Annotated in this window: 1 protein-coding gene (running past one end of the window); it reads right to left on the bottom strand. The window is 48.3% G+C overall.

The features are described from left to right. Positions 1-14,753: part of an LEPR-XLL domain-containing protein coding region (locus tag LG368_RS13140; protein WP_226755187.1), annotated on the bottom strand (this coding region is incomplete at its 3' end). The annotated region continues 23,514 nt past the right edge of the window; the window shows 14,753 of its 38,267 annotated nt.

Below are 14,753 nucleotides of genomic sequence, written 5' to 3'. Positions count from 1 at the left end.
CTGCTGGTCACGTCCGCATTCAGAACCAGATCGGCCGCCTTAGTATCTAACAAGACATTGCCAGACGCCGTGATGCCGTTACCTGCATCCGTATCCACATGAACCGTTAAATCACCCGCCGTTACTGTGATCACCAAGCCACCATTATCGGTGGTAGTAAGATCTTCTTGAGTGTCGCTGGTTGCTGTATTGCTGTCCGTCGCATCGCTTGCAACACGGCTCACGGTAGTCGTTACATCACCAATGATCAGACCGTTGGTTTCAGTGACGAAGATACCGTCGGCGGCTGCGCTGGCCGCTAAGGTACCGACCGCGGTATTTAACACGTTAGTGCTGATACCAATGCCGCTGCCTGCGGTCATCATCAAGCCATCAGCGGTCATTAAGCTGCTGTTGTCGATGTCCAGGATGTCAGTGCCAGCAATGAGATTCAAACTGCCTGTACCCACGTTAACGATCTTGGTCGTGATGTTGCCTGACTTGGCTTCAAGACGCGCATCGCTGTTGTTCGTGGCGATGCTAGCGCCGTTAGACATGGTCACATTATTGGTCGCCAACACATCGACAGTTTTCGCTGTGCCTGTGGTGCTCAGCGTTGCATTGAGCAACACGTTTTGCGCCGCATTCAGACTGATGTGCCCTGCGCTGCTGGTCACGTCCGCATTCAGAACCAGATCGGCCGCCTTAGTATCTAACAAGACATTGCCAGACGCCGTGATGCCGTTACCTGCATCCGTATCCACATGAACCGTTAAATCACCCGCCGTTACTGTGATCACCAAGCCACCATTATCGGTGGTAGTAAGATCTTCTTGAGTGTCGCTGGTTGCTGTATTGCTGTCCGTCGCATCGCTTGCAACACGGCTCACGGTAGTCGTTACATCACCAATGATCAGACCGTTGGTTTCAGTGACGAAGATACCGTCGGCGGCTGCGCTGGCCGCTAAGGTACCGACCGCGGTATTTAACACGTTAGTGCTGATACCAATGCCGCTGCCTGCGGTCATCATCAAGCCATCAGCGGTCATTAAGCTGCTGTTGTCGATGTCCAGGATGTCAGTGCCAGCAATGAGATTCAAACTGCCTGTACCCACGTTAACGATCTTGGTCGTGATGTTGCCTGACTTGGCTTCAAGACGCGCATCGCTGTTGTTCGTGGTGATGGTCGCGCCGTCTGTCATCGTAATATCACGAGCCGCCAACACATCGACAGTTTTCGCTGTGCCTGTGGTGCTCAGCGTTGCATTGAGCAACACGTTTTGCGCCGCATTCAGACTGATGTGCCCTGCACTGCTGGTCACGTTGGCGTTCAACGTCAAATCAGAAGTTGCGCCGCCTGCACTTAGTAACAAGTTACCGGCAGCAGTCGTCACGCCTGTTGTTGCTGTAGTCGTGATTGAGCCCGCTGTGGTGACTAATACAAGGTTACCGGCGCTGTTTAGGTTGCTTTGTGCAACATCAGTTGTCGCAATACCGTCGGTGCCATCAGTGTCAACTTGCTGAACATTAATCGCGTTTAAAGTACCGATTTGCAAGGCGTTCGCCTCAGTGATGTACAAGCCACCTGTGCCTGTGCCTTTAACGTCTGCTGCCAGTTTCGCTACGTTCAGTTCTAGGTGATTCGTACTGGTGCCTGCGCCATTACCTGCATCAGTTCCAGTGGTCACGATGCGTAATTCATCGGCCATTAGGTTATTAGTACTTACGTCATCATTGGCTTTCGCATCGGTAATGCTGCTGGCGCTTAGGCTGATATCGCCTGCTGTGGTCAATTGACCTAAAGCTAGCGTTTTATTTGCCACATAACGAATGTTGCCACCGCTGGTTTGAGCCAGTGCGCCATTCGCCATAGTGATAGCACCTGTTAATGCCTGAACGTTAATTGTGCCATCTGTAGTGATCAGGTCTCCATCAGCATTTTGGGACACATCAACGTTTGCATAGACAGCAATATTGCCTGACGCTGTATTAACCTTGCCGTTGATAACAACATTTTGGCCAGAAGACGCCGTAGTTGATAAACGGATATCACCTGTGGTTGTTTCAAGTGCCACACCGTTTTCATCGCTATCGGTGATGGTTAAGGTGTTTGCGGTGTTTAGAACAACATCGCCAGTGGTTGTTGAGACATCATGCTGTGTCGTTTCAACACTTGTCGCGACTGCTTTAGATGAAACGGTATTGACATTGACCACTACCCTGCCTGTTTTGACATCCGTTGTATCGCTGACAAATACGCTGCCATTATCAGAGGCAAGCGATAACGTTGCTACCGTTGTTTCAAGATGGTTTGTCCCCGTCGCAATACCCGTTAATGCATTCACTGCTAAGCTATTAGCAATAATATTTGACGCATTGACACTGTCTTGAATGTCCAGTACTCGACCTGCGGTGCTGTTCAGCGCCACGTCACCTGCGCCGGCGTTGATCAAGCTTAGTTTGATGTCATTCACGGCGTCTAGGCGTACATCGCCACCAAGGGTGGAGATATTTGAGCCAGAGGTCATGGTGATTGCGTTTCCAGCTTGAGCGTAAACCGTTGTACCTGTGGTGGTAATTACATCCGCAAGACCTGACAACAAAATGTTACCTGAGTCAGCATCGCCCTCGTTTACGGTTGCGATTAGATGGATATTACCTGTTCCACCGACCACTTGACCTTGTATATCGAGGTTGCCTTCACCAGCATTCAGCAAAATAGAACCTGATCCAACTGCGTAAACCGCTCGATCATTAGATGAAGAGGCTCCTTTTTTGACTATTAAGCCATTGGATTCAATCACCACCGAACCACCAATGGTCTCCACATCTTCTTGTGCAAGATCTGTTCTCACTGAATTTGCCACGGTGCCATCGGTTTTTACTAGGTTAACGCTGATGGCTGCGACGGTATCAATGGTTAAAGCATCCGTTTCATTGATAAATACACCGTTGCCTTGTGAACTCGCGGTGAGTGTGCTTACGGTGGTGTCGATGGCATTCACAGTAGAGCCATCGTTACCGATACCCACTTTCGCTTTTAGACGTAATGTGTCGGCAATGATATTAACCGCGTCATCATTACCATCTAGAATGCTGCCAGCTACCAAACTGACATGACCAGCACCGGCATTTAAGCTAGATAGGGTGATGGTGTCACTTGCTTCATAACGAATATTGTCATTGTCTGTTGTTGTTTGAGTGCCATCTGTCATGGTGATGTTGCGATCAGCCAAGACATCAATAGTTTTGTCTTCTGCACCTGTACCAATAGTGACATTGGCGTTTTGTAACACGTCTTGACCCGCGTTCAGGCTGATGTGGCCTGCACTGCTGGTCACGTCCGCGTTCAAGGTCAAATCAGATGAGCCGCCCGCACTTAGTAATAAGTTACCGTCAACGCTGACGCCGCTGTTGTTTGCGTCGCCTTCGTTTATGGTTAAGTTACCTGCGGTGGTTTGAACTACCGCTGCCCCCTTACTGATTAGATCACTTTGCATGGCATCAGTAGAAACCGACGCTGTTACCGTACCATCGGCTTGCACGCGATTGGTGACGATGGCCGCCAATTCCGTGATGGTAATGTTGTTGGCTTCAGTGATGAACAAACCACCTGTGCCTGTGCCTTTCACGTCTGCCGCTAATTTCGCCACGTTCAGTTCTAAGTGATTAGTGCTAGTACCGGCGCCATTTCCATCAGCGGTTCCTGTGGTCACGATGCGTAATTCATCGGCCGTTAGGTTATTTGTTCCTGTAGTAACAGTGTCGTTAGCATCAGTAATACTGCTGGCACTTAGGCTGATGTCGCCCGCTGTGGTCAATTGACCCAGAGCAAGCGTCGTAATTGCCACATAACGGATGTTATTCTCACCCCTGGTCACCGCGCCATCTTTCATGTCAATGGCATTGGCTCGAACATCGATCGTGCCCGCATCCGTTTCAATAACTGTTGTCGTCATGTTAGCGTTTTGAGTGAAAGTATCACTGCTCACCACGCTGATATGACCTGAACCTGCGTTTAATCCCGCATCCAGTGTGATCTGACCGGTGACATTCAGAAGCACATTACCGCTGCCTGTCGCTGTTATGCCTACTGACTCGTTAGTGCCGTCATTGACCGTTAAACCACCACCCTTAACTGTTAGAACAATGGCGCCATCGGCTGTTAGATCTTCTTGGGCACTGTTTTGATCCGTCACAGGCGCTTTTGCGTTCACACGACTGACGTTGAAGTCAACCGTATCAACAATTAGCGTGTCGCTTTCTGTGGCAAACACACCAGCACCCGCGTTAGCGGTTAAGGTCGCGACTGCGGTATCGATGTGATTTGCACCAGAACCAATCGCAGCGCCTGCCGTCATGATCAGACCACTTGCGGTGATGTTGGCATCCGTTGTATTGGCCGCATCAACAATAGAACCTAATGCTCCAGCGATCAGCGCAACATTGCCCTCACCGGCGGTAATAGTGCGCAGCGCGATACCGTTAGTTGTCGTATCGTCAGTCGTATTGGCATTATTGGCTTCTAAACGAATATTACCGTCGTTGCTGGTGATGCTCGTTGCAGCCGCCATGGTAATGTCGTCACCGGCTTTCAGGTCAATTGTTTTGCCTTCGACCGTTGTTGCACTAATGTTCGCATTGACCAAGATATCTCGGCCTGCTTCCAAGCTAGTATGGCCAGCCGTATTGGTAACCGTACCACCCAAGGTCAAATCAGAAGTCGTACCATTGGCTTGCAATAATAGGTTACCGGTTGCAGTAACCGCGCCACCCGCTGCAAGCGTTTCTACACTACCCGCAGCGACAATAACAAGGTTACCGTCGCTGTTAAGGTTGCTTTGTGCTGCGTCAGATGTCGCAGTATCGTCGGTACCATCGGTGCTAACTTGCTGAACGTTAATATCGCTCAAGGTACCGATTTGTAGAGCATCTACTTCAGTGATGTACAAACCACCTGTGCCTGTGCCTTTCACGTCTGCTGCCAGTTTCGCCACGTTCAGTTCTAGGTGATTCGCACTGGTACCTGCGCCATTGCCTGCATCAGTGCCTGTGGTCACGATGCGTAATTCATCGGCCGTTAGGTTATTAGTGTCACCGTTAGCATCGGTGATGCTGCTGGCGCTTAGGCTGATGTCACCCGCTGTGGTCAATTGACCCAGATCAAGCGTTGTACCTGCCACATAACGGATGTTGCTTGAACCACTTATAATGCGGGTTACCGCCCCATCTTTCATGTCAATGGCATTGGCTCGCACATCGATCGTGCCGGTCGTGCTGATATCTCCAGTGTCAGCTTGAGTTAATGTGCCACTCGCTACAGCACTAATATGACCCGTTGCCGTGCTAATAGCTTGATCGATATCCAGTGCGCCAGCTTGCGCTTGCAGTAAGATGTTGCCGTTGCCTTCTACGCTCAGTGCTTGCGACAAGGTTAAGGTACCTGTTTTCGCAATCAGAACCACATCGTCGTTGGTCGCGTCGGTCGCGTCTGTTGTTACCATTGCGCCCACTAAATCGTCGCCCGCTGTGGTGCTAGCGGCGCTGCCATTAGTGGCAACACGATTAACGGTCACATCAGCCACACTGGATAGCTCTAACGCTGTACTGTCGGTGACGTAAATACCGCCGTCAGTGACAGTCAAGGCTATGGTTTGCACTTCAGTTTCAAGATGATTTTCGCCTGCACCGATGGATTCACCGGCACTCATACGCACGCTGTTCGCGAAGATATCAACGGCTGTGTCGTTATCAGCAGCCGCGTCTGTAATGGTGCCGCTTGTCGCATTGACCGCTAAAGAACCCCAAGAAGCCTGACTCGTCAAGGTGGCAGGGTTCGCATTACGATCCGCGTCGGCTCTAAGGTCTACCTTACCCAAAGCCACGCTGGTCGCGGCATCAAAGCGCGCGTTGCCGGCGTTGCTTCTTACGGTGGCGTTGTTGGCCATGGTGATCGCACCAGAGGTCGCCAGGATATCAATGGTTTGACCTGACGCTAAGGTGCTGATCAAGGAAGCATTACCCATGGCAACGGAATTTTCTGCCAGTAAGCTAATTGAGCCATTTGTTGACTGAATATTTTTGTTTAACGTGAGGTTTTTACCCGTGCCATTGGCATCAAGACGCACGTTACCAGTCGTACCAGTGGTGGTTATATCACCGGCCATTGTCAACCCACCGTCAGTCATGGTTAAGACCACATCGCCGCCGGTGCCGCTCATGGCAATGCCGCCGCTTAACACACTTAAATCGGTGCTTTCTTCGATGAACAGGCCACCATCATTGGTGTTGATTGCAGTTAAGCCACCGATTTGTGTTTTCAGTGCGGTACCAGATTCACCTATACCATTATCGGCTTTTAAGGTCACTGTGGTGGTTTCACCAGATAGGTTAAACGCACCAGAGAAGCCAGACACCGCTTGGATAGAGCCGACTTGACCATTTTCTGTGTCTTCGGTGTTGCCTGCCGTTAAGGTGATCGCGTCTTGGGCATTAACTGTACTTAGGACAATGTTTTGGCCGGCGGTGTACACCACAGAGCCGGCATTGGCGTTGGTGTTTGTACCATTCGCCATCACTATATTCGTGTCTGCCACGAAGGTAATCTCACCGCCATTACTCAACACGTTACCGTTTTGATTAATCTCGGCCGACTGCGACGTCAACGTGATGTTACCTACGCCGCTGGCGCTGATGATTCCCGCATCGCTGTTGTTAATCGCTCCATCGGCTAATAAGGTAATCGCACCAGTCGTTGTGGTAATCACCTGATTGATCGTGATGGTCTTGCCGTCGTCCACACGCTTATAAGTAGCCGATGCAGGATCTTCACCTAATTCATTTGCTGTAGAGCCAGTAACTAAAGTGACCAAGCCAGATCCAGAGCTGATTATGCCAGATCCAGCACTGGTCGAATCTAATACGGTAATATTGCCATTGTCCGTACTGATCACCATATCGCCTGAAACAGACGCACTTGTTTGATGGAGACGTTTAATGGACAAGTCACTGGTCACATCTTTTGTATCAATGTAGGTATCAAACGCTTGCGTATGCACGCGGATATCACCGTCGCCGGTGTTAACTGCATCCAAGGTGTTGATCGCGGTCCACCAAAGTGATGCACCATCTTCGGCTGTCACCGTTAAGTTATCAGCAATAATGAGTTCTTGTGATTCTGTATCAGAAGCAAGACTTGCTTGTGTGACCAAGCCAGATTCAGAGTACAGAGTAATATTGGATAACGCCGTATTGTTTGCGTTAGACGCTTCCATGGTATTGGTAATGGTGATGTTGTTCACCGCATCGAGGGTAATGTCACCCAATATCTGTAAGACATATTCCTTATTGGAGTAGTCTTCCACTGTAATATTGCTGCCGTACACTTCCAGCGTGTCTCGCAACGTGGGTTGCTGAGAGGCGTTAATGGCACCAATACGTATGTTGCCTGTGTTCTCTTTCGCATGGCCGTCAACATCCTGATGGCCAATGATGATCTTCGTGAAGCCATCGGCAAACGCTTGAATCTCAGTGTTATCAATATTGAGGGTATTTGATGTGACGCTAGAAGGTGGGGTGCCCAGCTCAATGCCATAACCAATGTTTGCTGTACGCAAGGTCACCGTGCCCGTGCCAACGATGGACTCTTGGCCGCCTTTAAGGCTAATTTCATTGCCTTCCACCAGCATATTGCCACCACCAACTAGATTGACGCCTTTCTCAAAAACGACGTTTTCAGCGCCATAGATGAGTAAACTACCACCGTTGTTCAATGTGATCGCTTGATTAAAGGTCACTGTGCCTTTGGCGTAAATCACCAAATCACCATCTACTATGACTTCTTGATCAAAAGCAACCGAGTTAGCGAACGCGCCTTCACCAAGACCTTGAATGGTCAACTTTTCTAGGGCATCGGTGTTACCGACTTTCGTAGAAACAGTAATATTCCCTGGCGCCTGAAGAATCAGTTCATCGTTGATACTATCCCCATTCCCATTTAGATCATGGGTTGAAGAAGAGCCAATTTGCATAGCTCCTGATCCGTCAGAGCCTGCCGTCATCACACGCTCAGCATCTGTAGATGAACCCACAACCTGAACTGAGTCGAAAATATCAACGTTATCTGTCGCTGTTGTATCTGCTGCTAATACGTAAGTATGCCCCGACCCATCGACCAGAAGAGATGAATCACCTTCTAATATTAGATTGGAGTTAATATATATTTTGCCACCAGAACCTGGATTACGCAGTGTCAAGCTATCTTGCACTACAACATCCGCACCGGTGCCGGTTTCATCGCCAATGTAGATAATACTACTGGAGTTATAGTCGCCTACAACAATGTCAGAGAAGCCATCTTGTAAGCGACCAATCTCTGTGTTATCGAGGTGTAACAATTCGTTCTCTGTAAAGGAACTCGTTGCAGTCAAGTCACCCAATAAAATAGCACGCTCCGTATCGACTGTTTTAACCGATAAAACAGCACCCGAGGAACGAATATCTTCGGTAATTTCTAAGGTATTCGACACAAGAGAGATATTGTCACCACCCGCATCGACTGATGCAGAGATAGTTTGACTGCCACTTAAGGAGCGAATATCGGTTGAGCCGCCTTTTGAACCTGTGGCCTTAGCATCCTTGACGACTGACACTTCACCTGTAGCAAGGATAGACACATTCTGGCGCTCGGAGCTGGACGCTGTCACTTGCGCCGCATCGATAACGATCGCCATTGGGCTATAAGTAAAACCGGACACTTTTTGGCCGATTTGATTTTGAGCGGTCATCACTAGCTGACCACCAGTCTGTAGATAAGCCCCACCAGCATTACGCAACACTTGGTTGTTCGCTAAGTGGTTAGCCACCTGATAGGCTTCAATTTTGGCTGTAGTAATAGCGCCCGTTGCCGTATCAACAACAAACTTACCATTTGACAGCGCCCACTCAATTTCAGGGTCAAAATTCGCCCCAACCATGCGCCAGTCAGTGTTCACGAGATAGCTCTGGTCATTCAAAATCGAGCCAGCAGGGGTAGACAAGCGAATGTCACCCAGACCGTCCACTCGTATGCCCGCACCCAAGGTGATGTTGCCGCCTTCTGCGGTAATCGCAATGGTGTTGTTGTCTGCAGTGGTAGTGCTGATGTCAGCTTGTAAATTCACTGTGGAGGCTTCACCCGCTGCGTATAAGGTGATTGACCCTGTGGTAGCGGTGATGCCATTTTCAAGAATTTGCATCGAGCCATTGAGCGTACTGATCTCAAGTAAACCCGCTGAACTTTGTGCCACTTGGCTGATGTCTAACGCTGAGGTATTTTCTAATTGAATGTTCCCAGCTAAGCCTGAGTTAGTAAGATCCAAGCTGGCAACGTTCATTTCAATCGTATCGCCAGAACCCACACCATCAGCCGCTGTAACGACTAAATTAGCATTGGCTGCATTGATGTCTAATTGACCATCACCACTGTCGATCACGGCACCGCCCGCATCGATGGTGAAATCGCCTGCATAAGTCGTGCTGATTTTACCCAATTTAATGTTGCTATCAGCCGTTAAGCTGACTTGACCAGTACCGGCTTCGACAATGGTTTGATCGTCCATGGTCAATTCACCCGTACCGGCATCCATGGTTAAGGCACCCGATACCGAGGTAATGTCTGCATCCGCTGACAACATCAAATCACTCGCCGCCGTCAGGCTAATCGCCCCGGCATCAGAGCTGATGGTGTTATTTAGATTGATTGCACCCGAGGTAGTGCTAAGCGTTAAGCTCGCCTCAGCTGATAAATCTAACGCGCCATTAAAGGTAATGGCACCGGTGGAATTAAGCGTGACGGCTTGACCACCGTTGGACAAGGTGTCGACGATGACTTCGCCGGTGTTGTTAAGGCTCACAACACCGGATGTGGTAGTAACACTTAAACGATCAGTATTGATAGTACCTATTACAGCACCACCCGCTTCAATGGTCATGCTTTCCATGGCCGCTGCAGTTGGGTTTGCAAATGTGACGGTACCAGTGGCTTTAATGGTGAGTTGACCTCCAGAGCCGGTAAAGCTGTTGATAGTGATATCGCCATCAACGTCAAGTAATACATCGCCACCTGCCAAGTTAAGTTTAGAGATCACTAAATCACTTGATTGAGTAACGGTGACATTACCCGAACCGGACATATCGATGGCTAGGTTTTTCACATCTGTCGTGATGGTCAAATCGTTTTTGGCTTCGATGTCTAGGCTGTTGGCCGTGACTAAACCACCAAGCGCTATCCCACCCGTGGCCTTTAGGTTCACCGCGCCATCGCCGACATTGATGGCTTCTACAACCACTAAGTCCTTATCCGCAGAAGTTGTGCCTTTATAATGACCAGCGCTTAAGTTGATTGTCTCGTTTGAAGCTGGGGTTGTCGGTAATCTCACAACAGACAGAGAACCTTTTGCTTCCAACGCAAAGTCGCCAGCAGAGCGCTCTGGTAAAATCAATATGTAATCGTTATTGATCGACGATGTCGCTAGGTTTTCCACCGTCACACTAGACGTTAAGGTGAATGGCGTATTATCGGCATTGGCGGTTAACGTTAAGGAATGGGCACTGGTGTCCATTGCCGTCACGGTAGCCACATTACTAGCATTAATTTGATTTTTAAGGCTGGTTAATATGCTGTCCCATGTTGAGCCGCTAGCGTCATAGGTAGTTGTGCCCAGCGTTACCGAATAAGTGATGTCTGTTGAAGCATTGCCACTAAAAGTGACGCTAGACACTTGTTTTTGTAGGCTGCCTGCCGTTTGTTGGGTAGAAGCTGCTACGGCGTAGGATTCGGTATTCACCACGGTACGCTCTACAGCCACATCAACGATGTTGAATGCCGTGTTAATCTGATCTGCAACCACGGTTAACACCCCCTCAACGTTAGACGCTGTTACGCTAGTATTGGCGCTAGAGGCGTTTATCGCAGTGACGAGTTTGTCAATCATTGTCGATTGGGTATCGCCCGACTCAGCCGTTACGGATATGGTGTCTAAGATCGTGTTGTCTGCATTTTGAAGCTCGAAGCTCAGTACATCGCCCGCAATAATTGGTTCGCTAGCGTTAAAGGAGAGTTCTTGTTTTTCCGTGGCACTCAAACCCGCTGCTTGTGGCGCAGAAGCTACCGCCAAACTAGGGTCAAATAATCCCGCTACCTCAATCACGAAATCTTGATTATTGCCTTTACTGATCATCAAAGTGCCAGCATCGCTGTCTGACGTCACAATAAAGTCATCTGACTCCATGGCTGTTTCTAACTGAGTAAGAATATTCGCTAATGTTGCGCTATCAGATCCAGGCGCGCTGTAAACCGTGCCGTCTATGATAACCTGATAAGTTTTTGTCGAATCAATGGTGGTATCAAAGGCCACTAAAGATACTTGAGGCTGGGATTCCGTAGCGGTTTGTAAGCTAATGCTTTGGCCATCAAAAGTGGTTTCGACTCCGCTTTGTGCACTCAAAATACCATTGAGCACAGATAAGCTGTCTCCAGCTGATAATTGCGCGTGCTTAACTGCCACATTCGACGCCGAAATAAAACTCGATTCGCCAACTTTTGTGGCAATCGTTAGGGTGCGTGCCGCCGCATCAAAACTGATGCTGTCTGTATCAAATTTATCGTTCGTGGCAATGAGAGACTTAAATTGACCTAAAACGGAACCCCAATCTGCCGTCACAGCTGGATCCCCTTCTCCTACCACAACAGAATAAGACTTACCCGCTACGTCAATTTGATACTGATAGCCAATTTTGGGTGAGACATCAGTGAAGCTAATGACATCTGTTTGAGAACTACCCGTAGATGAAGTCGCTACCGGCGTATCACCCACCGCTCCCGTAACATCGCTCGGTGTTACTCCGTTGCCATATACGATGTAAGTTGAACTATTCAACTTAACGCTATAAACAGCATCGTCGCTCACCTGACTTGGTTGTTTCACTGTGCTGGTCAAGGTAAATTCTTGGTTTTCAGTATTCGCCGTTAGCGTCAGTGTGCGAGTATCAGTATCAAACGCAACATTCGTTTCACCAAACAACGAATGCGAACTAACTAATAGTGCCTCCAAGCCATCCATAACATCAGTGAGGACATCACCACTTTGTGCTACATAGGTAACTGTTTGTGCCTGATGAAGCACTGTCTCTGTATTGTTTGTTGCCGTGACATCACTAAAGCTGAGGGAGTATTCGGTTCCTGCTGTAACGGTATGATCCGAAAAAATCACTTCAGATTGCTGCGCTTGCAGAGTGCCTGCTTCCGTTACCACTACTGGACCACTCGTCATATACTCGGCTAGATCTTGATTTTCCGTTTCAATCACACTCGGTGAAGTCAATGTGAAACTTTGGTTCAATTGACCAATAACATTGATTTCGTACGTAGTTGAGTCAACCGTCGCCGTTAGAACAGAAGTTTGAGCTTCTAGTTGATAAGCCAACGCATCCATTAAACTGGTCAACTTAGCCTCAACAACTTTGCCATTAACCGTATCACCCACGGCAACACTGATTTCTTCAACGCCAAGCATGACTGAGAATTGCGTGCCCTCCACCGGCGTATAAGCTGAGCTAAAGCGCAACGTACTCTCTTGGGAACGATCGCTTCCCGCTTCCTGAATAAGCTCTGTTGTCGTTGAACCACCTGCGCCGCCCGCATTGGCCAAGCCAGTAGTAGTTTGCGTTGTTTTCGAACTGGTAATGCTGTTACCTGAAGAGGTCGTACGCACTTCAATGAAGGTATCTGTATCCGTGCCCTTATCTGAAGCAGACACCAGTTCTGTGTAACTCTCGGACACCGTACCTTGGCGTAGTACTACCTTATAAGCAAAGGCATCCGCATCGACGTTGTCGTAGGCGAATTTATTGGCTGTGACTGTCGGTAACCCTGAATCCTGATTAACAAACGTTTCCCAATCATCCCCTGATGCTTGGTCGACACCCTCAATGGCAACAATAGCAGGCAATTCATAAATTTTAACTTTAGCATCTAGGGTAATAGTGCCTGACGATTTATCAGCACCTTCAATTGTCGCGGTTTCAACACTGTCAATATAAAGGTTTTTACCGGCTTTTAGCGTAATATCATTACCAGATGCGGTATTTTGTACATCCCGCACCCACATGTGACCACCCGAAGCAACACTAATAGCACCATCGTTAGCTTTGACCGATTGAACAAATAGAGCATCTGCTTCACTGATCGCAATATCACCCTGATTCGTGGACGCGACATCAATACTGTTAACCAGCGTGTTAGCTTGAATCGCATTACTAGCGGTAATCGATAAGTGATCCGCAGCAAATACTGAAGCACCATCTGCACTAATCGATGCCGCATTGATTCGCATGCTGCTTTGTGCACCAACAATGCCTCCGGTTACACTCAAAGTGCCACCAATGTTTAAGGTAACGTTTTGGGCTGGGTCGTAGTTATTTAAGCCGCCAATAAACCCACTCAACGCCCAGCCATCTGTCAAGCCCACGTAAATATCACGTAGTGCTCTCAATTCAAAGTTTGTCGCATTAAACGAGGTGGTATTAATGTTGATATAACCGGTATCTTGACTGGTAACAGTAAGATTTTCGTTTTCGATACCAACGCCATTCACATCCGTTACAGAAGTTAAATTCTCGCTGCCTTTAGCCCGAATAATCACGGTACCTATTTCGTCGCTGCCTGCTTTGGCAACAATATCACCACGAATAAGGACGTCTTTTTCAGAAATTAGCTCTAAATGATCTTTGACTGTGATAGTGCCATCAATCGATAACACTTCACCGGTTTGAATGATAATGGAGTCTGACGTTAAATCACCTGGCAATTGGCCTTGTTTGTTACCGTCGGTTAATTTATCACCGTTTTCAGCAAAAGTGGCTGCGGTCGTACCAAATAAGAAACGCTCGCCAGCACGATATTCCATTGATTCCGGTGCGTTGAAGAACTGATACAAATCCACCGTACCCGAAACGGCACTAAAGCCAATCCCTTTGGTATAATCAATCCCTTTATCCGCTTCTGGGTTTTCAACTTGAATGTTGCCAGCTTGACTTTCCAGACGTACATACTCACCACGAGTTAGCGCAGCGCTATCAACAATTAAGTTATTCTCAGCAATGATCTCCACACGACTGCTGTTATTAAGGCTGGTATAAGCATTCAGAACAATCAAACCCGCTGTTCTTTCAAGATTGCCATCCATTTCGGATAATAAAATATGCCCATTAGTCGTGTTTGCATCCAACTCATTGAGCGCTACTTCTAACCCTTCAATGCCCGTTGCCGCAGAAATATTGAGGCGTTTTGCAACAATATCGACCCCTTCATCGCTGGAGCCTTCGGTGATTGATCCTGTGGTAGAGGTTAAGTTAACGATACCGGCAGAAGCCGTGCTGGTTAGGTTTACTTCATCCCCATCTGAATTTTCAATCGTGCGCGTTTCGCCCGCTCCAAGGTAAATACCTGCCACCAAAGCATTCACGGCAATATTGCCATTGGCTTGGATAGTGACATCGCGACCAGATTTATTTGACTGAAGCGTCAGGCTGTCTACGGTTACCGCTCCTGTGGTGACCAGTTGGTAAGAACCGTCCATCACTTGAGTATCAAACACAGTGAGTGCTCTATTGCCTTGAGACATTTGGCCTTGGAACAAAGAAACATCGCCCGTGCGTGTCGTTTTAATACTGACTTGGTTTACATTGGTGTTCAGCACAATCGGTGCCATGGCTTCAATAATCAATTGATCAGC

Origin of the sequence: Marinomonas algarum (assembly GCF_020532605.1) — a bacterium.
GTDB lineage: Bacteria > Pseudomonadota > Gammaproteobacteria > Pseudomonadales > Marinomonadaceae > Marinomonas > Marinomonas algarum.
The sequence above is the reverse complement of the archived record's forward strand: the minus strand, read 5'-3'. Positions and strand labels throughout refer to the sequence as shown.